Genomic DNA, 23,119 nt, shown 5'->3' on the forward strand with positions numbered 1-23,119 from the left:
CATAATATAAATAAAATAGCGCTCTCGTGCTCTAGAGGAATCTAGCGCACTTCAAAGCGTTTAGGAGGTGGCATTCGTGTCAAAAGGAATTTTAGGTAAAAAAATTGGTATGACTCAGGTTTTTACAGCTGAAGGACGTGTGGTTCCGGTTACTGTCGTTGAAGCGGGTCCTTGCCCGGTGGTGCAGAAGAAAACGATTGCAACAGATGGCTACAACGCTATCCAAGTGGGTTTTTCTATCCTTCGCGATGGCTTGAGTAATAAGCCTCGAAAAGGGCATTTTCAAAAGGCTTCTCTTAAGCCTATGAGATATGTTCGTGAGTTCAGAGTCAATGATGTCGAGAGCTATGAAGTTGGGCAAGAAGTGACTGTAGATCTGTTCGCAGTTGGCGACAAAGTTGATGTTGTAGGTACTTCTAAAGGGAAAGGGTTTGCCGGTATGATCAAGCGTCATAACGCAAGTCGCGGACCGATGGCACATGGATCCAAGTATCATCGTCGTTCAGGTTCCCTTGGCGCGAAAGGCCCGGCTCGAGTATTTAAAGGTCGTGAGTTGCCAGGACGTATGGGTGGCGAACGTGTAACAGTACAAAACCTGGAAGTTATCCGGGTTGATATGGATAAAAACTTGATCTTGATTAAAGGGGCTCTCCCTGGAGCGAATAAGTCGTTGCTCATTCTGAAGCCTTCTGTCAAGGCGAAGTAACACTGGGAAAGGAGGAATAAGCAATGCCGAAAGTTCAAGTAGTAAATATGCAAGGCGCAGCTGTCGGAGAAATTGAACTCAGTGAAAATGTGTTTGGAATTACTCCGAATGTCCACGTTCTTCACTCAGCAGTTGTCTCGCAATTAGCAGGAGAAAGACGGGGAACTCAGTCTGCTTTGTTACGCGGTGAAGTTCGCGGAGGTGGACGCAAACCGTGGCGTCAAAAAGGAACGGGCCGTGCACGTTCTGGAAGTACGCGCTCTCCATTGTGGAGGGGCGGCGGTGTAATCTTCGCTCCTAAACCACGTAAATATGGTTTTAAATTACCTAAAAAAGTACGCAGATTAGCTTTGTACTCGGCGCTCTCTTCGAAAGTCTTAGAGCAACAGCTGATTGTCCTTGATGATTTAAGCATAAATGAGGCAAAAACGCGAGAGGTTGTTCAAGTGCTCAAAGCTCTTAATATTGATAAGAAGGCTATGATTGTGATGGATAATGCTGATGAGGCAATATTCCGTTCAGCCCGTAATATCGAGGGTGTAAAAGCAATGGATGTAGCTGGAATGAATGTTTTCGACCTGCTCCATCATGACATTCTAGTGATGACCAAAGCGGCAGTAACTAAAGCAGAGGAGGTGTTAGCGTAATGCGCGACGCACGAGATGTCCTCAAAAGTCCGGTGATATCTGAGAAGTCCGTAGGACTTGTTGAAGAAAACAAATACACCTTCTGGGTAAATCCAGCTGCGAACAAGATTGAAATCAAAGCTGCGGTGGAAAAGATGTTTAAAGTATCCGTAGTGGAAATCCGTACATTATCCGTAAAAGGTAAAATGAAGCGGGTTGGGAAATATCTTGGTAAAACATCGAACCGTAAAAAAGCGATTGCTACGCTTAAAGCTGGAGATAAGATTGAAAACTTCGCGGGCCTGTAAGCAGCTTGAAGCAAAGGAGGATAATGAAGACCTATGGCAATAAAGACTTATAAACCTACCTCTCCAAGCCGTCGAAATATGACTGGTTCGACGTATGAAGAGATCACCAGAACTGAACCTGAGCGCTCTTTAGTCAAGCCTTTGACTAAGAAAGCGGGTCGTAACAACGACGGTCGCTTGAGTGTTCGCCATAAAGGCGGCGGACATAAGCGAAAGCTTCGTATCATTGACTTTAAGCGCAATAAAGATGGAATTCCTGCTCGTGTTGCGAGTATTGAATATGATCCAAATCGTTCAGCTAACATTGCATTGTTGTTTTATCAAGATGGCTTTAAAACCTATATTTTAGCGCCCAATGGCTTGAGCGTTGATCAGATGGTTGTTTCTGGTCCAGACTCTGACATTAAAGTAGGCAACTGCTTACCGCTTCAGAACATTCCAGTCGGTACTTTGTTACACAACATCGAAATGAAACCTGGCAAGGGTGGACAAATGGTCCGCTCAGCTGGTGGATCAGCTCAACTTATGGCTAAAGAAGGATCTTATGCAACATTAAGACTCCCATCGGGCGAGATGCGAATGATCCGTATTGAGTGCCGAGCAACCATCGGTGAAGTGGGAAATCTTGACCATGAGAATATTAATATCGGTAAAGCCGGCAGATCACGCTGGATGGGCATTCGTCCTACAGTCCGCGGATCTGTAATGAACCCTGTGGATCACCCGCACGGTGGTGGTGAAGGTCGTAACTCAATAGGTCGCAACCCATGTACTCCTTGGGGAAAACCAGCTCTGGGTGCAAAAACCCGCAAGAAGAAGAATCCGTCGAATCGCTTTATTGTGAAGCGGCGTAGTAAGTAGTCGAAAGGAGGCCCATGAATGAGCAGATCTCTGAAAAAAGGACCTTTCGTCGAATCTCGTTTACTCGAACGTGTAGAAGCGATGAACGAATCAGGTGAAAAACGCGTTATTAAGACGTGGTCCAGACGCTCAACAATTTTCCCGCAAATGGTCGGACTCACCATTGCGGTACACGATGGACGAAAACATGTTCCGGTCTATGTTACAGAAGACATGGTTGGGCATAAACTCGGAGAGTTTTCGCCTACTCGCACCTATAAGGGCCATGCTGGCAGCGAAAAATCCAGCGGCTTACGATAATTCGAGAGGAGGTTAAGGCACATGCAAGCAAAAGCAGTGGCAAAATATGTACGTATCTCTCCTCGTAAGGTACGCCAAGTTGTTAATTTGATTCGTGGCAAAAAGATCAGTGATGCGTTCGCAATCCTTCAGTTTACCCCTAATGGATCCACTGATGATGTGACCAAGGTACTGAAGTCTGCAGTCGCAAATGCAGGGCATAATTATGACATGAATGTTGATGATCTGTATATTACTGAAATATGTGTGGATCAAGGACCGACTTTAAAACGTATCAAGCCTCGAGCTATGGGACGTGCTGACCAAATCCGGAAACGGACGAGTCACATTACCGTGGTTGTAGGCGAGAAGAAGGAGGGCTAAACTGTGGGTCAAAAGGTTAATCCCAAAGGCCTCCGCGTCGGAATTATCCGGGACTGGGAAAGCCGTTGGTATGCAGATAAGAACTACATGGAACTTCTTCATGAAGATTTGAAGATTCGTGAGTTCGTAAAGAATAAACTTAAACAAGCGGGATGCCCTAAAGTCGAAATTGAGCGGGCAGCCAGTCGTGTTAAAGTATCTGTCTATGCTGCGAAGCCTGGTATTGTTATCGGACGTGGTGGCACTGAAGTCGAAAATCTGCGCAAACAACTTGAAGCCATAACAGGCAAGCAAGTAGCAGTAAATATCGTAGAAATTAAGAAGCCTGAGCTTGACGCCCAATTGGTTTCAGAAAACATTGCCCTACAACTTGAAAAACGCATATCCTTTCGTCGGGCTATGAAGCAAACGGTTGGCCGGACAATGAGGCAGGGCGCTCAAGGTATTAAAATTCAATGCAGCGGTCGTTTGGCTGGAGCCGAAATTGCCCGAACCGAGTGGTATCATGAAGGAAAAGTACCCCTTCACACCCTACGTGCAGATATTGATTACGGATTTGCCGAAGCCAATACCACGTACGGAAAAATTGGTATCAAGGTTTGGATTTATAAAGGTGAGGTTCTACCCGCCAAAAAGGCCGTCGCTCAGGTGGAAGGAGGAAACTAGATGCTAGTCCCAGCCAGAGTGAAACATCGGAAACAACATCGTGGACGCTTATCAGGTAAGGCTACACGCGGTAATAAAATCACGTTTGGTGAATTTGGCCTTATGGCTATGGAAGCAGGCTGGATTACGAATCGTCAAATTGAGGCTGCTCGTATTGCTATGACCCGTTATATTAAACGTGGCGGTCAAGTTTGGATTAAAATCTTTCCAGACAAGCCTATTACAGCTAAACCTGCTGAAACACGCATGGGTAGTGGTAAAGGTTCCCCGGAATATTGGGTAGCTGTAGTAAAGCCAGGCCGTGTAATGTTTGAATTAAACGGCGTAACGGAGGAACAAGCACGCGAGGCCTTACGTCTTGCAATGCATAAACTCCCGATCAAGTGCAAGTTCGTTACCCGTGCAGATCAAGAAGGAGGTGACGCAAATGAAAACTAAGGATTTCCGAGACCTAACGAATGAAGAAGTATTAAAGGAAATCGACGAGTTCAAAACAGAACTGTTTAATTTGCGTTTCCAGTTGGCAACGGGACAATTAGATAACCCGATGCGAATTCGTGAAGTCCGCAAAGGAATAGCCCGCGGTAAAACGATTCTTCGTGAGCGCGAGTTAAAGATTGAACGTGCCTAAGGTGAGAAAGGAGGCATTTTAACGTGGAAAGAGCCCAACGTAAGGTTCGATCTGGCAAAGTTGTCAGTGACAAGATGGACAAAACTGTCGTTGTGTCAGTTGAGATCACGGAGAGTCATCCGATTTATAAAAAATCAATCACACGCACAAAAAACTATAAGGCTCATGACGAGAACAATGAAGCCCGCATCGGGGATACTGTCACGATCATGGAAACACGCCTCTTAAGTAAGGATAAGTGCTGGCGCGTAGTTGAGATAACTCAGAGATCAATTGCTCTCTAAATCTTTGATATTTAGTTCGGAAGGGGGTCAATGGAATGATCCAAGTACAAACTAGGCTTAGAGTTGGTGACAACTCAGGCGCTAAAGAGTTGATGTGTATTCGTGTGCTAGGCGGTTCAATGCGCCGATATGCAACGATTGGAGATATTATTGTTGCTTCTGTTAAACAAGCAACGCCAGGGGGCGTTGTCAAAAAGGGAGACGTTGTTAAGGCTGTAGTAGTACGAACGAAGAAAGAAATTCGGCGTACCGACGGATCTTATATACGGTTTAGCGAAAACGCGGCAGTCCTCATCAAGGATGACAAAAGTCCTCGCGGCACCCGTATCTTTGGACCAGTAGCGCGTGAGTTGCGTGATAACTACATGAAAATTATTTCCTTAGCACCGGAAGTTATCTAAGACCCAATGATGGGTGGAGGTGAAGAAAGTGGCTGCTACTAAGCATAAGGTACAACCTAGCAAGATACACGTTAGAAAAGGCGACTATGTCATGGTAATCAGCGGCAAGGATGCCGGCAAAAAAGGCAAAGTCATTGATGTGATTCTTAAGAAGGGCCGTATAGTGGTTGAGAAGGCCAACATGATCAAACGTCATACAAAACCTTCTCAAAGCATGCCTCAAGGCGGCATCGTTCAAAAAGAAGCTCCAATGGCCAGCTCAAATGTAATGTTATATTGCCAAGAGTGTAAATCCGTGACTCGTGTCAGTTATAAGGTAACGGAAGACGGTAAATTCCGCGTCTGTAAAAAGTGCGGTGTGAATCTACCTGATAAACACTAATCGCGAAAGGAGGGACCTTAGTGGCTCGTCTGCATGATAAATATTTAACCGAAATAGCTCCTGCCTTACAGCAGAAGTTTGCTTATAAAAATGTGATGCAAATTCCTAAAGTTGATAAAATCGTTATCAATATGGGTGTTGGTGAAGCGGTTCAAAACTCCAAAGCAATTGATTCCGCGGTTGGTGATCTTATGAAGATTGCTGGACAAAAGCCGATTGTCACACGAGCTAAGAAATCTATTGCGGCATTTAAGCTTCGCGAAGGAATGCCCATTGGTTGCAAAGTCACTTTACGTGGTCAACGTATGTATGAATTCATGGATCGACTCTTAAACGTGGCGTTGCCTCGTGTTCGAGACTTCCGCGGTATTTCAGCAAAGGCGTTTGACGGACGTGGAAATTACACGTTAGGAATCAAGGAGCAACTGATCTTCCCTGAAATGGAGTACGATAAGATCGACAAGCTTCGTGGAATGGATGTAGTCTTTGTAACAACGGCAAAAACCGATGAGGAAGCGCGAGAGTTGCTTCGTGGATTCGGAATGCCATACCGTGATTAGAGAAAAGGAGGTTCAAGAACGTGGCTAAGACATCAATGGTTGTCCGCCAAAATCGTGGACAAAAATTCGCAGTACGTTCGCATAACCGTTGCAAGCTTTGTGGACGTCCCCATGCTTACATGCGGAAATTCGGAATTTGCCGGATTTGCTTCCGGGAGTTGGCTCACAAAGGGGAACTTCCTGGAATCACGAAGGCCAGTTGGTAAAACATTGTAAGGAAGGGGGACGACTGAAGTGTCAATGTCAGATCCGATAGCAGATTTTTTAACTCGTATCCGCAACGCGGGAATGGTTTATCACGATAAAGTTGAGGTGCCAGCATCTCGTATTAAGAGAGAGCTTGCGGAATTGCTTAAATCAGAAGGGTACATCAAGGATGTAGAATTCATTGCCGACGACAAACAAGGCGTGATTCGGATGTATTTGAAATACGGTCCAAACCGTGAGCGTGTTATTACCGGGCTGAAGCGGATAAGCCGTCCGGGACTGCGTGTTTATGCGAAAAAGGATGAAATTCCGAAAGTCCTTGGTGGACTTGGAGTCGCAGTTATTTCAACATCCAAGGGGATAATGACAGATAAGAAAGCCCGAAAAGAGGGCCTTGGTGGAGAAGTAATCTCCTACATTTGGTAATTTTCTAAGGCGGAGGTGCAGTGAATGTCCAGAATTGGCAAGCGCCCCATTGGAATACCCAGTGGTGTGGACTTCAAAATAGAGAGTAACGTTGTTACAGTTAAGGGTCCGAAAGGCACCTTAACAAGAGAGATTCATTCATTAATGAACATTGCCGTAGAAGACTCACAAATCATTGTTACACGGCCAGATGATCAACCTTTAAGCCGTTCTCTGCATGGACTGACTCGCACGTTAATCGCCAACATGGTAGAGGGCGTTACGAATGGGTTTACCAAGGGTCTGGATATGGTTGGGGTTGGATATCGTGCTGCGAAGCAAGGAAACAAGTTGGTTTTAACGGTTGGAAAATCACACCCAGTTGAACTTACTCCCTTTGAGGGGATTGACTTTGAAGTTCCTGCACCCAATAAAATTTTGGTTAAAGGAATGGATAAAGAACTCGTTGGTGCTTTTGCAGCTGTTGTTCGCTCCGAGCGACTGCCTGAACCCTATAAAGGCAAAGGTATTAAATACGAAGGTGAAGTCATCCGTCGTAAAGTAGGTAAGACAGGTGGCAAAAAAGGCGCCAAGAAGTAATACAAATTAGGCAAGGGCAAAATCTCTTGCCAACGTGAAAGGAGTGTGTTCCCTTTGATTAAGCGCATTGATCGTAAGGCTATTCGCTTGAAAAAGCATAAGAGTATCCGCAAGAATGTTATCGGAGTTGCCGAGCGTCCTCGCTTAGCAGTGTTTCGGAGCTTGAATCATATTTATGCTCAGGTTATCAATGACGAGCTCGGAGTAACACTTGTTGCGGCTTCTTCTCTCGATCCAGAGTTCAAAGCAGCAGAATTGTCAGGTGGTAACACCGCTGGCGCTCAAAAGGTTGGCGAACTGGTTGCGAAGAAAGCCCTTGAAAAAGGAATTACGCAAGTAGTATTCGATCGTGGAGGAAATGTCTATCACGGCCGAATCTCAGCATTGGCGGAATCAGCGCGAGAAGCTGGACTCAGCTTCTAAGCTTGGGTAAAGGAGGAATTTTCAAATTGGCGAAGTTCGAAGCTAATAAATCAGACATGATTGAAAAGGTTGTTCATATTGCCCGTGTGGCCAAGGTTGTTAAAGGTGGACGCCGCTTTAGCTTTAGCGCTCTGGTTGTGGTCGGAGACGGCAACGGACGTGTTGGTGCTGGACTGGGAAAAGCTGGAGAAGTTCCTGAAGCAATTCGTAAAGGAATCGAAGATGCTAAAAAGAATCTCATAAGCGTTCCTATGCACGGAACCACTATTACTCATCCCATCAATGGAATATTTGGTGCGGGACACGTGCTGTTAAAGCCGGCTTCCAAAGGAACCGGAGTTATTGCTGGAGGAGCTGTTCGTGCAGTTCTCGAGGTTGCCGGAGTTCATGATATTCTAACGAAGTCATTGGGTTCAGCAAACCCGCATAATATGGTTAATGCGACGATGACAGCCTTAAAATCTCTCAAACGTCCAGAAGAGATTGCCAAACTCCGAGGCAAGACCGTAGCAGAAGTTCTAGGTTAAGGAGGGTTGGTCATGAAAATTAAAGTGACACTAACAAAGAGCCCAATCGGATATTCTAAAGCACAGCACAAAGTGTTACAAGCACTTGGCTTAGGAAAAGTTGGATCAAGTGCAGTTCATGAGGACAGTCCTGGGATTCTGGGAATGGTTCATAAATGCATGCATTTGGTTACGGTAGAAACACTAGCTCAATAGAAGGAGGTGTAGGCCAGCATGAAATTGCATGAACTAAAGCCTGCTGAAGGATCAACACATGCACCTAAGCGCTTGGGTCGCGGCATTGGTTCCGGACATGGTAAAACTTCCGGTAAAGGACACAAGGGTCAAAACTCGCGAGCAGGCGGTGGAGTACGTCCGGGCTTTGAAGGTGGACAGAATCCACTGTTTCGCAGAGCGCCAAAGCGAGGCTTTAATAATATTTCCAGAAAAGAAATTGTTGCGTTGAATGTTCGTGACTTAGAACGTTTTGAAGATGGCGCCGAAGTTACGATTGAAAGCCTCTTTGAAATTGGTTTGATCAAAGCCGCTAAAGATGGCGTTAAGATTCTGGCAACAGGGGACTTGACCAAAGCACTGACCGTCAAAATTGACAAAGTCAGCCCAGCAGCGGCAAAGAAGATAGTTGCGGCGGGTGGAAAAGTAGAGGTGGAGTAGGATGGCTGTCGATTCCCTGAAGAATGCATGGAATGTAGCGGATCTCAGGAAGAAAATCGGTTATACCTTGCTGATGTTCTTGATTTTTCGTATCGGAGCACATATTCCAACTCCCTTTATTGATCGAGAAATGCTGAACCAAATGTTTGGTTCTGGTGCCATGATGAATTTTATGGACACGATTTCTGGAGGATCCTTTAAAAGTCTATCTGTATTTGCTTTGAGTATTACCCCCTATATTACCGCATCCATCATTCTTCAGCTTCTGACGATTGTCATTCCCTCGCTTGAACGGCTTTCTAAAGAGGGCGACTATGGGCGTAAGAAGATAACACAGTATACGCGATATAGTACTGTTGCTCTTGGATTCATTCAAGCATTTGGACTTACCTACGGGATCAGGGCTGCAGTTAATATCCCCAGTCCAGCTATGAAATGGCCGACATTCCTGCTGATAGCACTTGTTCTAACAGCTGGAACCGCCTTTTTAATGTGGCTCGGAGAGGCAATCACCGAGAAGGGGATTGGAAACGGTATCTCACTCATCATCTTTGCAGGAATTGTTTCAAGAGTCCCATCAGCAATTACATCCTTGTTTGAGATGTTAAGGGTAGGGGAAATCAATGCTCTCTCACTTATCGGATTGTTGCTCATCGTTGCCTTTATCACAGCGGGCGTTATTTATGTTCAAGAAGGGCAACGCCGTGTAACAGTTCAATATGCGAAGAGAGTAGTCGGTCGGCGAGTGTATGGAGGCCAAAGCAGCCATATTCCGCTCAAGGTTAACCAAGCAGGGGTTATCCCAGTAATTTTCGCAATGTCCTTGCTTGCTTTCCCACAGACGATTGCGTCTTGGACGCCGACATCAGGTTTCGCAAGATTTGTCAACACATGGTTTACTATGAATGGTAGCATTACCTCAATCCCATACCTACTGCTCTACGGTGCGCTCATATTATTCTTCACGTACTTCTACACTTCTATCACCTTTAACCCAATTGATGTAGCTGATAATCTGAAGAAGTATGGGGGATTCATTCCCGGCCTTCGACCTGGGCGACCAACGGCAGAATATTTGTCTAAAGTATTAAACCGTATAACTCTCGCAGGTGGTTTATTTCTAGCTTTGATTGCAGTCCTACCGACACTAGTTATTGGACTTACAGGACTCAAGAACATCTATTTTGGTGGAACATCCCTTCTGATCGTGGTTGGGGTTGCGCTCGATACGATGAAACAAATTGAATCCCAACTTATGTCGAGGCATTATCAAGGATTTATGAAGTAAGAGGAGGAAGAGCAATGAAGATAATATTAATGGGTGGCCCAGGTGCAGGTAAGGGAACGCAGGCAAATCCGCTCGTAGAACGTTTTCATTTCCCACATATTTCAACAGGGGACATGTTTAGAGCAGCTATTAAAGAGGGAACTGCCTTAGGTCTTAAGGCTAAATCCTTCATGGATGCAGGCGGCTTGGTTCCTGATGAAGTGACAATTGGGATTGTTGAGGAGCGGTTAGCACTGCCTGATTGTGCGGATGGATTTCTTCTTGATGGATTTCCACGGACACTTGCTCAAGGCAGTGCTTTAGCTGGTATTTTAGAGCGCCTTGGCATGAAGCTCGATGGTGTTATCAACATTGAAGTTGACGAAGAGGTGTTAATTCCCAGATTAACTGGACGACGTGTATGCCGGAAATGCGGATCTTCTTACCATATGATCTTCAACGCTCCTGAGCAAGAAGGAGTTTGCGGTCAATGTGGAGGAGAGCTTTATCAGCGTTCTGATGACACTGTTGAAACAGCTAAGAATCGCTTAAATGTTTACAATACGCAAACAGAACCTTTGATAGCTTTTTACGAGGAAAAGGGACTGTTAAAGCGTATTAACGGGGATCAACCAATTGACCAAGTGTTTCAGGATATTCTGAAAGCTTTGGGCTAATCAGCATGATTGAGCTGAAAAATGCGAACCAACTAGTTCTAATGCGTAATGCAGGGCGGATCGTGGCTGAGACACTTGCCCTTATCCGTGAGCACGCTAAGCCCGGTGTTACAACTCTGGAACTGGATCGCATAGCTGAGAAATATATTCGTGCGCAGGGTGCCATACCAGCGTTTAAAGGATATAATGGTTTTCCGGCAACGCTGTGTACCTCTGTAAATGAACAAGTAGTTCATGGAATACCCGGTTTAAGGATTCTAGAATCTGGAGATATTATAAGTATAGATTGCGGTGCACTCATAGAGGGGTACTTTGGAGATGCGGCTGTGACTTTACCAATTGGAGAAGTTGGTGAAGACCTCCAAAAACTTTTGAGAGTGACTGAAGAGTCCTTGATGCAGGGTATTGCACAAGCTAAAGTAGGCAATCGCCTTTATGACGTCTCTAATGCGGTTCAAACGCATGTTGAAGAAAATGGGTTTTCAGTAGTGCGCGATTATGTTGGGCACGGGATTGGAAAAGCCATGCATGAGGATCCTCAGATCCCGAATTTTGGCAAACCAGGCCGGGGGCCACGACTCGAGGTTGGTATGGCCTTGGCTATTGAGCCCATGGTGAACATGGGTACGTATGAAGTGCAGACGCTAAAGGATCGCTGGACTGTGGTTACGAAAGATAACCGGCCATCGGCCCATTTCGAGCACACAGTTGCAATTACGGAAAATGGCCTAGAAATTCTAACTCGATGTTAGGTGCGAGGCGTAGGGAATGCCAGAGGAGGGGTAAATAATTATGTCAAAAGAAGACGTGATTGAAGTTGAAGGTAAAGTTTTAGAGCCGTTGCCAAATGCCATGTTCCAAGTTGAGTTGGCGAATGGACACAAGGTATTAGCGCATGTCTCTGGAAAAATCCGCATGAATTTTATTAGAATTCTGCCGGGAGATCGGGTCACTGTGGAGCTTTCCCCTTATGATCTGTCTCGAGGAAGAATCACATACAGGTTTAAGTAATGACCAAAGGGAGGGATTACAGTGAAAGTAAAGCCTTCTGTTAAAAAGATCTGTGAAAAATGTAAAATTATTCGTCGCCATGGTAAAGTCATGATCATTTGTGAAAATCCGAAACACAAGCAACGACAAGGCTAAAAAGTTTCGGTTGCGCGGCTGATTGGGGAAAATCTCCAATGCACCGATTTTATATTGTTTCCAGAACTGAAATAGTGGAGGTGTAAATTTTAGATGGCACGTATCGCTGGAGTTGACTTACCGCGCGAGAAACGTTTAGAGATAGCTTTGACCTATATTTTTGGGATAGGGCTACCAACTTCACATAAGATTCTCGCTAAAACGGGTGTAAGCCCGGATGTCCGAGTGCGTGACTTGTCAGAAGATGAAGTCAGCAAGCTTCGGGAATTTATTGATAAAGAGATTAAAATTGAAGGCGACTTGCGTCGCGAAGTTTCCCTCAATATCAAACGTCTTATGGAAATTGGTTCTTATCGCGGGCTGCGCCATCGTCGCGGACTTCCGGTTCGGGGGCAACGCACGAAAACCAATGCCCGAACCCGTAAGGGTCCGGCTAAGACCGTTGGAGCAAAACGTAAAAAGTAATAAGGGGGGATAACCGAGATGGCACGTAAAGTTGTCCGGACAAAACGCCGGGAACGCAAGAATATTGAAAGTGGAATTGCTCATATCAAATCTACTTTCAACAATACCATGGTGACCATTACGGATACCAGCGGGAACGCACTCTCCTGGTCCAGTGCAGGTTCTCTTGGATTTAAGGGTTCTCGTAAGAGTACACCTTTTGCAGCCCAAATGGCTGCCGAAACCTGTGCTAAAGTTGCAATGGAACATGGCTTAAAAGATGTTGAATGCTATGTAAAAGGACCTGGAGCTGGACGAGAAGCTGCTATTCGAGCCCTGCAAGCTGCAGGTTTAGAAGTTAATTTAATTAAAGACGTGACACCGATTCCACACAATGGCTGTCGGCCACCGAAACGCAGAAGGGTATAGGAGGTGTGTAATCATGGCTAGATATACTGGACCAGTCTGTCGCTTATGTCGTCGTGAAGGAATGAAGTTATTCCTTAAAGGAGAACGCTGTTATACTGGTAAGTGCGCGATCGACCGTCGTGCTTACGCCCCTGGCCAACACGGCCAAGCCCGTGCAAAGAAGCCCACTGAGTATGGTCTTCAGTTGCGAGAAAAACAAAAAGCACGCCGCATGTACGGCGTCATGGAAAAACAATTCCGTAGTTATTTTGACGAGGCTGCCCGTCGTAAAGGGGTAACCGGTGAAAACTTGTTGGTTCTGCTGGAACGTCGACTTGATAATGTCGTTTTCCATTTGGGTTTTGCATCATCGCGCCCTGAAGCTCGTCAACTCGTTAATCACGGTCATTTTACCGTAAATGGTAAAAAAGTTGATATCGCTTCCTATTCGGTACGTGCTGGTGAAGTCATTGCTGTCAAAGAAGGCAGTAAGAGCTCGCCACGTATGAAACAACTCCTCGAAAACCTGGGTACGCGTTCGGTTCCCGGTTGGTTGAGCTTGGATGCCAATACTGCTGCTGGAACTGTAGTTGCACTGCCTACTCGTGAAGATATTCAACTGCCTATCCAAGAACACCTCATCGTGGAGAAATACTCCCGTTAATGTTGACGTTCAACCCATTTGGGTCGGATGGTTTGTATATCAAGTTCTCGAGAAAGAAGGTGCATTCCGATGTTAGAAATCGAGAAGCCCAGAATCGAGTGTATCGAGCGTTCTGAAGATAACTCCTATGCAAAATTCATTGTTGAACCTCTTGAGCGAGGATATGGGATCACCTTAGGAAATTCTTTAAGGCGGATCCTCCTGTCCTCTCTCGAGGGATCAGCGGTAACATCAGTCAAAATCGAAGGAGTACTACACGAGTTCTCAACGATTCCGGGTGTTTTGGAAGACGTTACAGACATTATTCTCAATTTGAAGTCTCTTGCTCTGAAGGGCTATACGGATGAGTCTAGGGTTATACGTATTGAAGCCCAGGGTGAAGGGGTTGTCTTGGCAGGAGATATTATAACTGACCCAGATATTGAGATTTTAAACAATGACTTGAAGATTGCGACATTAGATAAAGATGGTCGGCTATTTATGGAAATGACGGTAGAACGCGGCCGCGGCTACGTTCCTGCTGACAAAAACAAGAAGCCAGATCATGTCATCGGAGTTATCCCCATTGACTCCATCTTTGCCCCGATTTACAAGGTCAACTACACGGTAGAGGATACCCGGGTTGGTCAGATCACGGACTATGACAAGTTAACCCTTGAAGCATGGTCTAATGGCAGTATTTCACCGGAAGAAGCTACCAGTTCGGCAGCCAAAATCCTAAGTGATCATCTGCGCCTTTTCATGGGACTCACTGATAAGCTCAATAGTATTGAGGTTTTGGTGGAAAAAGAAGAGGAAGCCAAAGATAAAATCCTCGAGATGACGATTGAGGAATTAGATCTGTCTGTTCGTTCTTACAACTGCCTGAAACGGGCAGGGATTAATTCTGTTGAAGAGTTGACCCAAAAAACGGAAGAAGACATGATTAAAGTACGTAACCTTGGTCGCAAGTCTTTAGAAGAAGTGGAATTTAAACTTAAAGACTTAGGTTTATCTTTCCGACCTGCTGAAGACTAATTCGGTGCAAAAGGAGGGGAATGTAATTGGCTTACCGCAAGTTAGGAAAAAACACTGGTCATCGCGGGGCAATGTTGCGTAACATTGTCACTTCCCTGTTAAGACATGAGCGTATTCAAACGACAGAAGCACGCGCCAAGGAACTGAATGCTATTGCTGAAAAGATGATATCACTTGGCAAGCAAGGCGATTTGGCTGCCCGTCGTTTAACAATGGCTTATCTGATGGATGAAGATGTTGTTACGAAGTTATTTGATACTATCGCGCCGAAATATGCTGACCGTCAAGGCGGCTATACTCGGATCATGAGACTCGGCTTACGTCGAGGAGATGCTGCCACAATGGTAATCATCGAACTCGTTTAATGCGGTACTTAAGGGCTGGGTTGCTTACAAGGTTAAGCATGCCCAGCCTTTGTGGTACACCATAGTAAGTAGCGGAGGCTATGCTTATCATGCGAAACATTCGTCTAAAACTAGCCTATGACGGAACAAACTATCACGGATTCCAACGACAGGATGAAGCCCATGGGCCCACAGTTCAGGGAACCTTGGAATCTGTATGGGCGAGACTCGTCGAGGAAAACATAACTCTAGCTATGGCAGGTCGGACGGATGCGGGGGTGCACGCCTCCGGTCAAATTGTAAATTTCATGACTGCCGCTAGAATTCCCGATGAAAAAATCCCTAAGGCATTTAACAGTCTGCTTCCAAGGGACATTCGCATACTCGAGGCGGAGTGTGTTGCGGACGAGTTTAATGCCCGATGGTCAGCAAAATGGAAGCGCTATGATTATCTGATTGATAATAAGCGTATACCGGATATATTTAAGCGTCTTTATGCATCCCATATGCCCATACCCTTAAATACTGACCACATGCAACAAGCGGCTGCCTTTCTGGAAGGACGACATAATTTCAAAACGTTTGCAGCTACAGGTGGTGATAGTAAGAGGTTTGAACGAACGATTCATAGGTGTCAAGTAAGAGAAGAGGACAACCGATTAATTCGAGTATCCTGCGTGGGAGATGGATTTCTATACCACATGGTCCGTATTATTGTTGGAACACTCATGGAGGTAGGTAAAGGACGTACTCTCCCTGGAGAGATTCCCGAAATCATTGCCAGTCATGATCGGAAGCGCGCTCGCATGATTGCACCTGCACACGGTTTATCACTAGTTCATGTAAATTATACGGATGAAAGTCCATTTGAGGTTTTTAAAGAGCTTTTTAAATAAAGCTTGACATTAGGCTCAATTTTAAATAGAATATCAATATGAGTTTTTATGCCTTGGATATGATTGAGCCCCATGCCCCTGGCATACGCAAGCATGATTGAGCCCCATGCGAGTGAGGAAAAACAGCAAAACTTCTAAATTGGAGGGAAAGTCATGTCCACGTTTTTTGCGAAAGCACAAGAACAGGAGCGTAAATGGTATATTATTGACGCTGAGGGAATCCCCTTGGGTCGTATTGCTACTGAAGCAGCACGTCTCCTGAGAGGTAAACATAAACCGACATTCACCCCTAATGTTGACACGGGGGACCATGTCATTATTATTAATGCTGCAAAATTAGTCTTAACAGGTAACAAACTAAACGATAAAATGTATCGTCGTCACTCAGGATATCCTGGCGGGTTAAAAGAAGTTCCTTACAAAAAGTTAATGCAAATCATGCCAGAACGAGCTATGGAACATGCTGTGAAGGGAATGCTTCCTCATAACAAGTTGGGCGCCCAAATGTACACTAAGTTAAAAGTGTACAAGGGAGATACACACCCCCATCAAGCTCAACAACCTGAAATTTGGACAATTCAGTAGGAAGGAGGAAGTAAAACATGGCAACTCAATTACAATACGCAGCTACTGGACGACGCAAAAATGCAATTGCTCGTGTTCGTCTTATTCCCGGTGAAGGAAAATTCATCATTAATAAGCGTGAATTAGCGGAGTATTTTGGTAAGAAAACTCTGGAAATGATTGTTCAACAACCATTTAATATAACAGATACACTTGCTAAATATGATGTTATTGCTCTCGCTCATGGGGGGGGAACTACTGGCCAAGCTGGTGCAATTCGTTTAGGAATTGCTCGTGCTTTGTTAAAGGCAGATATTAGTCTCCGTCCAAGTCTTAAGAGAGCTGGCTTTCTTACACGTGACCCACGTATGAAAGAGCGTCGCAAATACGGCTTGAAGAAAGCTCGTAAAGCTCCACAATTTTCAAAACGTTAATACAGTGCAATTCAAAGGAAGGGATTTATCCCTTCCTTTTTGTATTAGGAAACATAAATTTGCTCACAATAGAGTTGTCCTTTCACTTGTAAATTGGGAACTTATTGCATTTGACTCATCAAACTAAAGATGGCACAAATAACAGAACTTATGAACGAAAGGAATAAATGCTATGGGTAAATTTGAAAGTGCTGAAAAGCTGAGAAGGCATCAAGAGAGAAGTATGAAGACAGGGCGAATTTATTTGAGGGACCATCTCTTGACCTGCTAGAAGATAATCGATTTGCCTTTGCCCGTTTTCTTTCACAGAGAAGACGGAAAAGTATGGGAGCTCATCGAAACTCCGATAATCCCAAATATAGAGAAGAAGCTATTATAGCAGCCTCGGAGTGTCTAGCGGGAAGATTAGTTGCCTATGATAAAACAGGAAAAGCGATTGAACCTGAATATGAGCCTTCCGTTGAAATACTTCAGGATCCTGAAAAAGAAGCCAGTGGTCCAATTTTTGTTAAAGGCAATATTCCGATTGAATCTGCAGATGGGTATACATATGAAATCAGAAATAGAGTAACTTTTTGTGACAAGCCAAACGAATATTCTGAAGGTCTCCCCCATAAGGTAAGACGAAATAGACTAGGGGAGGGATAGGAATGAAACCGATTTGGGTTATAAGTGTGAAACGACGCAAGATATTTTTAGGAATTGTGCTTACACTTTTTTTGACGTTAGCTCTTGTAGCTGGATTTAGTGGACAGGACAAAGAAATATGGAGTTGGACCTTGGGAGATCGAGTCATGGTAATTGACGCAGGTCACGGAGGTGTGGACCCCGGTGCAGTTGGAATAAGCAAAGTATTAGAAAAAGATATTACCTTGGCTGTATCCAAACGCTTGCAAGCGCTGGTTCAGCAAAGTGGAGCTAAGACAATTATGGTTCGCGAAGATGACCGAGACTTAGGTACTTCTCAAGGACTTTTGAGGCGGAAGAGAGAGGATTTAGCCCAACGCATCCAATTGGCGATGGACTCTCAAGCTGAAGTATATTTAAGTATTCATGCCAATAGTTTTCCTGATGCAAAACTTACAGGAGCGCAAACGTTTTATCATTCAGATTCTCCGGAAGGAAAGCTCTTAGCTCAATCGATTCAGCAAGAGCTAAACAGTATGACAGATACCAAAAGAGTTGCTAAAGGAAATCAAGATATTTATGTCTTAAAGAAGGCAAATCAGGCAGCCGTGACTGTCGAACTAGGCTTTCTTTCAAACCTTCAAGAAGAACAGTTATTGACCACTCCTGAATATCAACAAAGGTTAGCAATTGCAATCTTTCAAGGGGTAAGTACCTACTTTAGTAAACAAGCTGGGAATAAAGGTACAAGATAAATTAGAGAATTTTGTTGAATAATATTAGTTTTTGCAGGAAACTATTTTCTTTTCGCGAATGTCTAATTTAGGATAAAGATATCTGTGAAAGTAGGGAGCATTTGTGGATATTCTGCCCATTATATTATTTCTTCTAGGAGTTTGTTTCTTATTTTTGGGTTGGCGTTGGCAGAATCCACCCAACGAAGAAGCTCTGACAGCCTTGAAAGGGCTAGCGTATTTGAAGAGAGAAGTTATTCGGGTCCAAGATCAGGTTTATGAGCTCGAAGGTAAGCTGTTAGAAGCTAGGGTGAAAGATATTCAAGAAGTTGAAAACGGAGAAATTATATCTATAGAAAAAGAAACCAATGTAGAGGAACCTAGCCCTGAGGAACTTGAAGCTAGAGAAATCCAATCCAAAGAAACTTACAATTATAGTTTATTTAAAACACAAAAAGGGATAATGCAAAGTGAAGTTGAACCCCAACCCCAACCCCATCTCTCACCAAAATACCAAGAAGTATTGGAACTTGCCGCAAACGGGCAACGTATACCGGAAATTGCCCAACGCTTGTTTCTAAGCCAAGATGCGGTAAGGATGGTATTGCGAATGCAGCCAGATGGAGGTAAGAACAGTTGAAAGTGACACGATCCTTTTGGCTTGGGTTAGGTTCAGGACTTATTTTGAGTGCTATGCTGTCTCTGTTCTTCTCTCCTCAGCAGAGGCCCTCAGATGGTCAATTAAATCCTCAAACATCGCTTCCAATAACTGAGGAGACAAAAGAACCTGATCCTGCGCCGCCCGTTCAGCCCGCCGAATCTGATCCAAAAGAGAGTTTGCCGCCTGATCCCCAAGTTTCGCCCCAAATTGATCGAGATTTTGTAATCCCAAAGGGAGCCAGTGCTGAACGAATAGCTGATTTGTTGTTTGCTCAAGAATTTATTAAAGATAAAGAGGCTTTCTTAGCGCTTACTCGTCAAATGAGAGCAGAGCGGCGTTTTAGAGCAGGAACTTTTAAATTGTTAGTAGGTCTTAGTGAGGAAGAAGTGATTTTTAGGTTGCTAAAGTAGGGGACTTGTGTGACACAGCGCTCGGTGCTTACGACGCAGAGCAAACTAACCGTTTAAGCTCCGCTATGGGGAGCGGGGTTCCCGCCAGATGAGCCGTCCTTGGCTCACTGGCGGCAGTGTACATCCCTGTACACTGCCCCGCCTCTGGGGTCGGAGCTTAAACGGAAGTTTGCTTTTCTGCTTACGTAAAGACGTCGCGCTCGTGTCACACTGCGTCCTGGGTCTTGGGACGAAGGACGAGGGGAGCGTTGCTTTGGGAGAAGGCACATTTTATGTGCACCTTCTGGCTTGGTCTTGTGTAGAACGTGTGCAAGCCGGGGTGGTCGTGATTTGGAATTGAATATATGCTTGCAAATTGTTTGCAAGCTTTTTTCTTTTTGGGGAACATTAATATGTATCGAGAAAATGGGCAATATTTTGAACCAAGGGGCTTGGTATCTTGCCTCGAATCACTCGGAGTAGAGAATTAAAAGCAGGGAGTATAAAGCTATGCAAAAAAAAGTCATTAGGATTATTGGAGTACCTATTGATTTGGGTGCAGATCGTCGTGGAGTGGACATGGGTCCAAGTGCTATTCGATATGCTGGTTTAAATGCCAGATTAAAGGGGCTGGGTTGGAAGGTTGAGGATTACGGCAATCTGGAGGTTCCGGTTCCTGAGACGCGTGAGATCAAGGACAAGCGTCTTAAGTATCTGGAGGAAATTGTCACGATTAATGAACGTCTTCATCTCATAGTCTCTGAGGCAATAAAGGAAGGGGTGGTCCCCTTAATCCTTGGTGGAGACCATAGTTTAGGAATTGGGACTCTAGCAGGATTGGCTTTAAGTGAAAAATCGTTTGGATTAATTTGGTTTGATACACATGGTGATTATAATTCCCTTGATACGACTGAAAGCGGTAATATTCATGGTATGCCCTTGGCAGTAGCTAATGGGATCGGTGCTCCGGAATTAACGTCCATTGGCGGGGTAAAGAAAAAATTGCGTGAGGAAAATACCGTGATTATTGGAGCGCGTGAAATGGATCCTCAAGAAAAGGAACTGCTTCGGAAGTCGAAAATTACTGTTTTTACGATGCGAGATATTGATCAAGTAGGAATGACGGAAGTGGTCAAACAAGGGATTAAAATTGCTTCACAAGGGACGGATGGGATTCATATCAGTTTTGATTTGGATGTGATTGATCCTGAGGAGGCACCAGGTGTTGGAACGCCTGTAGCAGGAGGAATCACATATCGGGAGGCACATCTAGCGATGGAACTCTTGGCCGACTCAGGACGTATTTCAAGTATGGATGTCGTAGAAGTGAATCCGATTTTAGATAATCATAATAAAACAGCTAAGCTAGCCGTAGGGCTAATATGTTCAGCTTTTGGAGAACAAATATTCTAAGGGGTGAAGTAAAATCGCAATTGAGATGTTTAAATACAGAGTATTTTCTAAATTGTTCATTGCGAATAAAACAGGTTGTAGGTTAAAATGGTTATAGTATCTTGCTCAAATCCCCTTGAAACTTTTTAGACTATTAAAACGTATTAAGAGTGAGAAGATAATGCGAGTTTAAAAGTACTCAGGATAGGAGCCTAAGTTAATGGAAGATGCCGAGGTTATTCGGCAAGTAATAGCAGGTCATCACCAACAATATGCTGTCCTTGTCCAACGTTACCAGGAGCCCTTGATTCATTTCTTGTGCCGAATCCTTGGTTCAGAAGAGGATGTTTTTGACTGCGCTCAGGATGCTTTCCTCGCAGCCTATCGAAATCTTAATCGATACTCAAAAGAATATCCGTTTCGGGCCTGGCTATATGCCATTGCTCGTAATAGGGCTCTTGATCTTTTGCGTAAAAGGCGTAAAGAAGTTTTAGTAACTTCAGATGAAAACACAGTTGATCATCAACCTGGCCCTGAAGAAGTATTGTTGGCTAAAGAGCAGGCAATCCTTTTATCTGAGGTATTACATGAACTTCCTGAACATTACACTCAAGCACTCTATTTGCGTTATCATCAAGAACTTTCGTACAAAGAAATAGCTGTAGTGCTGGAGGTTCCTGTAAGCCGAGTCAAGACTTACATTCATCGGGGAAAAGAAAAGCTTCGCCAGAACCTGGAAAGGAGGGAGACCCATGGAGGAGAAGGACAACCTGCAATGGATTAAACTGTTTAGAGATGAACCTATTCCCAAAGTAGCTCTGGAAAATTTCCAAGCTCAGCTCATGGCTCAAATTGTAGCACAACCTGTTGATTTCGGAGCAGAAAGCCGCCTGGCTGCGCGTCGAAAGTGGGGGTTAGGGTTAGCTTTTAGTTTAATGTTTACAGGATTATTGCTTGGGACAGTTTTATGGTTCGGAAGCGAAATACTTTATCAAGGGCTAAATTCACTGCTGGTTATGTTCGCCGGGTTCCCTTATGTTTCTGAGCTTCAGCAATTTGGACAGCGAATTCTAGAAAGCCTCATATTATTTAAAGAGCTAAAGATCGGGATAGATCTCCTCTGGGGTGTTGTTTCTTGGCCATTACTGGGGGTGCTGTGTGTAATAGTTGTTTTTAGAAACCCTCATTCTATTTACGAAGATTCTACAATCAAAGAAGCATAATTATTGAATGAATATGAATGGTTGATAGAGCTAAGTTACTAGAGATAGAATTTGAGAAAAGAGATGGATTACCCATGGATGCAATAAAGGCTTTTTTTAGAGATCAGGCCCTGCATTTGCGCAAAGAAGTGTGGGAAGTTGCCCGCCAGATAGGGGCGCGTCCTGAGCTTGGTTATAAGGAATACTTTGCGTCCAATAGCCTAAGCAGTTTTCTGCAGAAGCATGGGTTTATAGTGGATCGTGGGATTGCAGGGATGGAGACCGCTTTTTTAGCAAGATTTAAGGGGTTGCGTCCAGGGCCGAGAATTGCATATTTAGCAGAATATGATGCCTTGCCAGTTATAGGGCATGGTTGTGGGCACAACTTGATAGGAGCGGCCAGCGCGGGAGCAGCGGTGATTTTAAGTAAGAGTTTAGAATTAGCAGGTGAGGTCTTAGTGATCGGTGCTCCAGCAGAAGAGACCAGTGGGGCAAAAGTAACATTGGTTGAGAAAGGAATTTTTAAGGACGTCGATGCAGCGATGATGTTTCATCCAGGCAGTCAAAACGTCCCTGTCATTTCCAGCCTGGCTTTAGATGCTTTGGAGTTTACGTTTCATGGACGTTCTGCACATGCTGTAGCAGCGTCTGGTTTTGGGATTAATGCTTTAGATGCCATGATTAACTTTTTTGTCGGAATTAATGCACTGAAAAAGCAGGTTTCTCAGGATGTGAAAATCAATGGAATTATAACAGAGGGGGGGACAGCCCCGAATATTATCCCGGAACGTGCTGTGGCACAGTTTTATCTGCGTGCTCGAAAACGTAAAGAATTGGATGAATGGAGAGAGCAAGTAATACGTTGTGCCGAAGGGGCTGCTTCCATGGTTTCTGCAAAAATGACTTGGCATAAGTTCGAATTTTCTTATGATGAAATGCATACTAATCTATCTCTGGCTGAATGCTTTACTAGAAATCTGGGGGAGATGGGTATCCATCAGATAGCTTCTCCTCAAACGGCTATGGGGTCAGTAGATATGGGAAATGTCAGTCGAGCTGTTCCGGCAATTCATCCCTATTTAACATTAGGAACAGGTACTGAGATTCCTCATACTCGGAACTTTGCCCAGGTATCGTTGTCACCAGATGGAGAAAGATTAGTGTTGTTGGCTATGCAGGTGCTAGCCTTTACAGGCTGGGATGTTTTAAGTAATAATAAGCTGTTGCAACAGATCAAACGTGAGTTTCTGTTACTGACTAAAGAATAAGAGAGCATAAATAGTAAAGAAATAGGAATTATAAATAGAATAAAAAAATAAGTCATTAAGAAAGGGATACCCCTTTCTTTT

The 23,119-nt window shown here is 44.4% G+C and carries 42 protein-coding genes; all 42 read left to right on the top strand.

The genetic code is table 11. The features are described from left to right. Positions 1-76: 76 nt before the first annotated feature. The 42 genes from rplC to M8E35_RS15285 all read left to right on the top strand — a co-directional run bounded on the left by rplC (position 77) and on the right by M8E35_RS15285 (position 23,038). Positions 77-706, top strand: a complete 630-nt coding sequence (rplC, locus tag M8E35_RS15080; RefSeq protein WP_252470004.1) for a 50S ribosomal protein L3 — start codon at positions 77-79, stop codon at positions 704-706. 23 nt (positions 707-729) lie between these two features. Further along, the gene (gene rplD, locus M8E35_RS15085) at positions 730-1,353 is read left to right on the top strand and encodes a 50S ribosomal protein L4 (protein ID WP_252470005.1); all 624 of its coding nucleotides are present in this window, start codon (positions 730-732) and stop codon (positions 1,351-1,353) included. Further along, entirely contained in the window at positions 1,353-1,640 is a 288-nt protein-coding gene (rplW, locus tag M8E35_RS15090; protein ID WP_073032191.1) for a 50S ribosomal protein L23, read from the top strand. Before rplD ends, rplW begins: the two co-directional genes overlap by 1 nt. A 33-nt stretch (positions 1,641-1,673) precedes the next feature. After that, the gene (rplB, locus tag M8E35_RS15095; RefSeq protein ID WP_073032190.1) at positions 1,674-2,501 is read left to right on the top strand and encodes a 50S ribosomal protein L2; all 828 of its coding nucleotides are present in this window, start codon (positions 1,674-1,676) and stop codon (positions 2,499-2,501) included. An 18-nt stretch (positions 2,502-2,519) separates the two neighbouring features. Beyond that, positions 2,520-2,801: a 30S ribosomal protein S19 gene (rpsS, locus tag M8E35_RS15100; RefSeq protein WP_252470006.1), complete on the top strand. Its 282-nt coding sequence runs from the start codon at positions 2,520-2,522 to the stop codon at positions 2,799-2,801. A 21-nt stretch (positions 2,802-2,822) separates the two neighbouring features. Then, a complete protein-coding gene (gene rplV, locus M8E35_RS15105) occupies positions 2,823-3,164 on the top strand; it encodes a 50S ribosomal protein L22 (RefSeq protein WP_073032186.1) in 342 nt (113 codons plus the stop codon). Between the two features lie 3 nt (positions 3,165-3,167). Then, positions 3,168-3,830 (top strand): 30S ribosomal protein S3, encoded by a 663-nt coding sequence (rpsC, locus tag M8E35_RS15110; RefSeq protein WP_252470007.1) that lies wholly within the window; start codon positions 3,168-3,170, stop codon positions 3,828-3,830. Then, on the top strand, positions 3,831-4,268 hold the full coding sequence (rplP, locus tag M8E35_RS15115; RefSeq protein ID WP_073032182.1) for a 50S ribosomal protein L16: 438 nt from the start codon (positions 3,831-3,833) through the stop codon (positions 4,266-4,268). After that, on the top strand, positions 4,258-4,461 hold the full coding sequence (gene rpmC / locus M8E35_RS15120) for a 50S ribosomal protein L29 (protein WP_014901242.1): 204 nt from the start codon (positions 4,258-4,260) through the stop codon (positions 4,459-4,461). Before rplP ends, rpmC begins: the two co-directional genes overlap by 11 nt. A gap of 23 nt (positions 4,462-4,484) precedes the next feature. Continuing rightward, positions 4,485-4,745 carry a 30S ribosomal protein S17 gene (gene rpsQ, locus M8E35_RS15125; RefSeq protein ID WP_073032180.1) on the top strand — a complete coding sequence of 87 codons (261 nt, stop codon included), beginning with the start codon at positions 4,485-4,487 and terminating at the stop codon, positions 4,743-4,745. 35 nt (positions 4,746-4,780) lie between these two features. Next, complete coding sequence (rplN, locus tag M8E35_RS15130; RefSeq protein WP_073032178.1) at positions 4,781-5,146, top strand: 50S ribosomal protein L14; 366 nt, start codon at positions 4,781-4,783, stop codon at positions 5,144-5,146. Positions 5,147-5,174: 28 nt separating this feature from the next. Continuing rightward, the gene (rplX, locus tag M8E35_RS15135) at positions 5,175-5,528 is read left to right on the top strand and encodes a 50S ribosomal protein L24 (protein WP_073032176.1); all 354 of its coding nucleotides are present in this window, start codon (positions 5,175-5,177) and stop codon (positions 5,526-5,528) included. A 20-nt stretch (positions 5,529-5,548) separates the two neighbouring features. Beyond that, positions 5,549-6,088: a 50S ribosomal protein L5 gene (rplE, locus tag M8E35_RS15140; protein WP_073032174.1), complete on the top strand. Its 540-nt coding sequence runs from the start codon at positions 5,549-5,551 to the stop codon at positions 6,086-6,088. 20 nt (positions 6,089-6,108) lie between these two features. After that, positions 6,109-6,294, top strand: coding sequence for a type Z 30S ribosomal protein S14 (locus tag M8E35_RS15145; RefSeq protein WP_045574846.1), 186 nt, complete (start codon positions 6,109-6,111; stop codon positions 6,292-6,294). Positions 6,295-6,322: 28 nt separating this feature from the next. Continuing rightward, complete coding sequence (gene rpsH / locus M8E35_RS15150; RefSeq protein ID WP_073032173.1) at positions 6,323-6,721, top strand: 30S ribosomal protein S8; 399 nt, start codon at positions 6,323-6,325, stop codon at positions 6,719-6,721. 24 nt (positions 6,722-6,745) lie between these two features. Then, a complete protein-coding gene (gene rplF, locus M8E35_RS15155) occupies positions 6,746-7,300 on the top strand; it encodes a 50S ribosomal protein L6 (protein ID WP_073032170.1) in 555 nt (184 codons plus the stop codon). A gap of 54 nt (positions 7,301-7,354) precedes the next feature. Continuing rightward, positions 7,355-7,723, top strand: coding sequence for a 50S ribosomal protein L18 (gene rplR / locus M8E35_RS15160; protein WP_073032168.1), 369 nt, complete (start codon positions 7,355-7,357; stop codon positions 7,721-7,723). 56 nt (positions 7,724-7,779) lie between these two features. Further along, on the top strand, positions 7,780-8,250 hold the full coding sequence (rpsE, locus tag M8E35_RS15165; protein ID WP_373887458.1) for a 30S ribosomal protein S5: 471 nt from the start codon (positions 7,780-7,782) through the stop codon (positions 8,248-8,250). Positions 8,251-8,262: 12 nt separating this feature from the next. Beyond that, positions 8,263-8,445, top strand: a complete 183-nt coding sequence (gene rpmD, locus M8E35_RS15170) for a 50S ribosomal protein L30 (RefSeq protein WP_073032164.1) — start codon at positions 8,263-8,265, stop codon at positions 8,443-8,445. Between the two features lie 18 nt (positions 8,446-8,463). Further along, on the top strand, positions 8,464-8,904 hold the full coding sequence (rplO, locus tag M8E35_RS15175; RefSeq protein WP_073032162.1) for a 50S ribosomal protein L15: 441 nt from the start codon (positions 8,464-8,466) through the stop codon (positions 8,902-8,904). Position 8,905: 1 nt separating this feature from the next. Then, entirely contained in the window at positions 8,906-10,192 is a 1,287-nt protein-coding gene (gene secY / locus M8E35_RS15180) for a preprotein translocase subunit SecY (protein WP_229247256.1), read from the top strand. 14 nt (positions 10,193-10,206) lie between these two features. Continuing rightward, the gene (locus M8E35_RS15185; protein WP_252470008.1) at positions 10,207-10,848 is read left to right on the top strand and encodes an adenylate kinase; all 642 of its coding nucleotides are present in this window, start codon (positions 10,207-10,209) and stop codon (positions 10,846-10,848) included. A gap of 5 nt (positions 10,849-10,853) precedes the next feature. Next, a complete protein-coding gene (gene map, locus M8E35_RS15190) occupies positions 10,854-11,600 on the top strand; it encodes a type I methionyl aminopeptidase (RefSeq protein WP_252470010.1) in 747 nt (248 codons plus the stop codon). Between the two features lie 40 nt (positions 11,601-11,640). Next, positions 11,641-11,859 carry a translation initiation factor IF-1 gene (infA, locus tag M8E35_RS15195; protein WP_007778476.1) on the top strand — a complete coding sequence of 73 codons (219 nt, stop codon included), beginning with the start codon at positions 11,641-11,643 and terminating at the stop codon, positions 11,857-11,859. Between the two features lie 21 nt (positions 11,860-11,880). Beyond that, the gene (rpmJ, locus tag M8E35_RS15200; RefSeq protein WP_007778480.1) at positions 11,881-11,994 is read left to right on the top strand and encodes a 50S ribosomal protein L36; all 114 of its coding nucleotides are present in this window, start codon (positions 11,881-11,883) and stop codon (positions 11,992-11,994) included. Between the two features lie 93 nt (positions 11,995-12,087). Further along, positions 12,088-12,459: a 30S ribosomal protein S13 gene (gene rpsM, locus M8E35_RS15205; protein ID WP_073032155.1), complete on the top strand. Its 372-nt coding sequence runs from the start codon at positions 12,088-12,090 to the stop codon at positions 12,457-12,459. Between the two features lie 18 nt (positions 12,460-12,477). Beyond that, entirely contained in the window at positions 12,478-12,867 is a 390-nt protein-coding gene (gene rpsK, locus M8E35_RS15210; RefSeq protein ID WP_007778485.1) for a 30S ribosomal protein S11, read from the top strand. A 13-nt stretch (positions 12,868-12,880) separates the two neighbouring features. Further along, positions 12,881-13,510, top strand: a complete 630-nt coding sequence (gene rpsD, locus M8E35_RS15215; protein WP_073032153.1) for a 30S ribosomal protein S4 — start codon at positions 12,881-12,883, stop codon at positions 13,508-13,510. 69 nt (positions 13,511-13,579) lie between these two features. Further along, the gene (locus M8E35_RS15220; RefSeq protein ID WP_073032151.1) at positions 13,580-14,527 is read left to right on the top strand and encodes a DNA-directed RNA polymerase subunit alpha; all 948 of its coding nucleotides are present in this window, start codon (positions 13,580-13,582) and stop codon (positions 14,525-14,527) included. A gap of 26 nt (positions 14,528-14,553) precedes the next feature. Beyond that, on the top strand, positions 14,554-14,892 hold the full coding sequence (gene rplQ, locus M8E35_RS15225; RefSeq protein WP_073032149.1) for a 50S ribosomal protein L17: 339 nt from the start codon (positions 14,554-14,556) through the stop codon (positions 14,890-14,892). Between the two features lie 89 nt (positions 14,893-14,981). Beyond that, positions 14,982-15,767: a tRNA pseudouridine(38-40) synthase TruA gene (truA, locus tag M8E35_RS15230; protein ID WP_252470012.1), complete on the top strand. Its 786-nt coding sequence runs from the start codon at positions 14,982-14,984 to the stop codon at positions 15,765-15,767. Between the two features lie 153 nt (positions 15,768-15,920). After that, a complete protein-coding gene (rplM, locus tag M8E35_RS15235) occupies positions 15,921-16,352 on the top strand; it encodes a 50S ribosomal protein L13 (protein WP_073032145.1) in 432 nt (143 codons plus the stop codon). A 17-nt stretch (positions 16,353-16,369) separates the two neighbouring features. Then, entirely contained in the window at positions 16,370-16,765 is a 396-nt protein-coding gene (gene rpsI / locus M8E35_RS15240) for a 30S ribosomal protein S9 (protein WP_045574862.1), read from the top strand. 324 nt (positions 16,766-17,089) lie between these two features. Continuing rightward, on the top strand, positions 17,090-17,413 hold the full coding sequence (locus M8E35_RS15245) for a hypothetical protein (RefSeq protein ID WP_252470014.1): 324 nt from the start codon (positions 17,090-17,092) through the stop codon (positions 17,411-17,413). A gap of 2 nt (positions 17,414-17,415) precedes the next feature. Next, positions 17,416-18,147, top strand: a complete 732-nt coding sequence (locus M8E35_RS15250; protein WP_252470016.1) for an N-acetylmuramoyl-L-alanine amidase — start codon at positions 17,416-17,418, stop codon at positions 18,145-18,147. Positions 18,148-18,301: 154 nt separating this feature from the next. After that, positions 18,302-18,766 (top strand): helix-turn-helix domain-containing protein, encoded by a 465-nt coding sequence (locus M8E35_RS15255; RefSeq protein ID WP_252470018.1) that lies wholly within the window; start codon positions 18,302-18,304, stop codon positions 18,764-18,766. A gap of 2 nt (positions 18,767-18,768) precedes the next feature. After that, on the top strand, positions 18,769-19,197 hold the full coding sequence (locus M8E35_RS15260; RefSeq protein ID WP_229247379.1) for an ABC transporter substrate-binding protein: 429 nt from the start codon (positions 18,769-18,771) through the stop codon (positions 19,195-19,197). Positions 19,198-19,285: 88 nt separating this feature from the next. After that, positions 19,286-19,537: a hypothetical protein gene (locus tag M8E35_RS15265; RefSeq protein ID WP_252470020.1), complete on the top strand. Its 252-nt coding sequence runs from the start codon at positions 19,286-19,288 to the stop codon at positions 19,535-19,537. A gap of 149 nt (positions 19,538-19,686) precedes the next feature. Beyond that, positions 19,687-20,589 (top strand): arginase, encoded by a 903-nt coding sequence (gene rocF, locus M8E35_RS15270; RefSeq protein ID WP_252470022.1) that lies wholly within the window; start codon positions 19,687-19,689, stop codon positions 20,587-20,589. Between the two features lie 199 nt (positions 20,590-20,788). Further along, positions 20,789-21,352 carry an RNA polymerase sigma factor gene (locus M8E35_RS15275; RefSeq protein WP_252470024.1) on the top strand — a complete coding sequence of 188 codons (564 nt, stop codon included), beginning with the start codon at positions 20,789-20,791 and terminating at the stop codon, positions 21,350-21,352. Then, positions 21,321-21,791, top strand: coding sequence for a hypothetical protein (locus M8E35_RS15280; RefSeq protein WP_252470026.1), 471 nt, complete (start codon positions 21,321-21,323; stop codon positions 21,789-21,791). The genes M8E35_RS15275 and M8E35_RS15280 overlap by 32 nt, the downstream gene beginning before the upstream one ends. A 74-nt stretch (positions 21,792-21,865) precedes the next feature. Next, positions 21,866-23,038 (top strand): M20 family metallopeptidase, encoded by a 1,173-nt coding sequence (locus tag M8E35_RS15285; RefSeq protein ID WP_252470028.1) that lies wholly within the window; start codon positions 21,866-21,868, stop codon positions 23,036-23,038. Positions 23,039-23,119: the final 81 nt, after the last annotated feature.

The sequence above is a fragment of the Desulfosporosinus nitroreducens genome, from assembly GCF_023897015.1.
Classification (GTDB): Bacteria; Bacillota; Desulfitobacteriia; order Desulfitobacteriales; family Desulfitobacteriaceae; genus Desulfosporosinus; species Desulfosporosinus nitroreducens.

Coding starts and splice junctions, on each gene's coding strand:
- rplD (WP_252470005.1), top strand. CDS start 730: ATGCCGAAAGTTCAAGTAGTAAATATGCAAGGCGCAGCTGTCGGAGAA.
- rplW (WP_073032191.1), top strand. CDS start 1,353: ATGCGCGACGCACGAGATGTCCTCAAAAGTCCGGTGATATCTGAGAAG.
- rplB (WP_073032190.1), top strand. CDS start 1,674: ATGGCAATAAAGACTTATAAACCTACCTCTCCAAGCCGTCGAAATATG.
- rpsS (WP_252470006.1), top strand. CDS start 2,520: ATGAGCAGATCTCTGAAAAAAGGACCTTTCGTCGAATCTCGTTTACTC.
- rplV (WP_073032186.1), top strand. CDS start 2,823: ATGCAAGCAAAAGCAGTGGCAAAATATGTACGTATCTCTCCTCGTAAG.
- rplP (WP_073032182.1), top strand. CDS start 3,831: ATGCTAGTCCCAGCCAGAGTGAAACATCGGAAACAACATCGTGGACGC.
- rpmC (WP_014901242.1), top strand. CDS start 4,258: ATGAAAACTAAGGATTTCCGAGACCTAACGAATGAAGAAGTATTAAAG.
- rplN (WP_073032178.1), top strand. CDS start 4,781: ATGATCCAAGTACAAACTAGGCTTAGAGTTGGTGACAACTCAGGCGCT.
- rplF (WP_073032170.1), top strand. CDS start 6,746: ATGTCCAGAATTGGCAAGCGCCCCATTGGAATACCCAGTGGTGTGGAC.
- rpsE (WP_373887458.1), top strand. CDS start 7,780: ATGATTGAAAAGGTTGTTCATATTGCCCGTGTGGCCAAGGTTGTTAAA.
- rpmD (WP_073032164.1), top strand. CDS start 8,263: ATGAAAATTAAAGTGACACTAACAAAGAGCCCAATCGGATATTCTAAA.
- rplO (WP_073032162.1), top strand. CDS start 8,464: ATGAAATTGCATGAACTAAAGCCTGCTGAAGGATCAACACATGCACCT.
- secY (WP_229247256.1), top strand. CDS start 8,906: ATGGCTGTCGATTCCCTGAAGAATGCATGGAATGTAGCGGATCTCAGG.
- M8E35_RS15185 (WP_252470008.1), top strand. CDS start 10,207: ATGAAGATAATATTAATGGGTGGCCCAGGTGCAGGTAAGGGAACGCAG.
- map (WP_252470010.1), top strand. CDS start 10,854: ATGATTGAGCTGAAAAATGCGAACCAACTAGTTCTAATGCGTAATGCA.
- infA (WP_007778476.1), top strand. CDS start 11,641: ATGTCAAAAGAAGACGTGATTGAAGTTGAAGGTAAAGTTTTAGAGCCG.
- rpsM (WP_073032155.1), top strand. CDS start 12,088: ATGGCACGTATCGCTGGAGTTGACTTACCGCGCGAGAAACGTTTAGAG.
- rpsK (WP_007778485.1), top strand. CDS start 12,478: ATGGCACGTAAAGTTGTCCGGACAAAACGCCGGGAACGCAAGAATATT.
- rpsD (WP_073032153.1), top strand. CDS start 12,881: ATGGCTAGATATACTGGACCAGTCTGTCGCTTATGTCGTCGTGAAGGA.
- M8E35_RS15220 (WP_073032151.1), top strand. CDS start 13,580: ATGTTAGAAATCGAGAAGCCCAGAATCGAGTGTATCGAGCGTTCTGAA.
- truA (WP_252470012.1), top strand. CDS start 14,982: ATGCGAAACATTCGTCTAAAACTAGCCTATGACGGAACAAACTATCAC.
- rplM (WP_073032145.1), top strand. CDS start 15,921: ATGTCCACGTTTTTTGCGAAAGCACAAGAACAGGAGCGTAAATGGTAT.
- rpsI (WP_045574862.1), top strand. CDS start 16,370: ATGGCAACTCAATTACAATACGCAGCTACTGGACGACGCAAAAATGCA.
- M8E35_RS15245 (WP_252470014.1), top strand. CDS start 17,090: ATGGGAGCTCATCGAAACTCCGATAATCCCAAATATAGAGAAGAAGCT.
- M8E35_RS15250 (WP_252470016.1), top strand. CDS start 17,416: ATGAAACCGATTTGGGTTATAAGTGTGAAACGACGCAAGATATTTTTA.
- M8E35_RS15265 (WP_252470020.1), top strand. CDS start 19,286: ATGAGCCGTCCTTGGCTCACTGGCGGCAGTGTACATCCCTGTACACTG.
- rocF (WP_252470022.1), top strand. CDS start 19,687: ATGCAAAAAAAAGTCATTAGGATTATTGGAGTACCTATTGATTTGGGT.
- M8E35_RS15275 (WP_252470024.1), top strand. CDS start 20,789: ATGGAAGATGCCGAGGTTATTCGGCAAGTAATAGCAGGTCATCACCAA.
- M8E35_RS15280 (WP_252470026.1), top strand. CDS start 21,321: ATGGAGGAGAAGGACAACCTGCAATGGATTAAACTGTTTAGAGATGAA.
- M8E35_RS15285 (WP_252470028.1), top strand. CDS start 21,866: ATGGATGCAATAAAGGCTTTTTTTAGAGATCAGGCCCTGCATTTGCGC.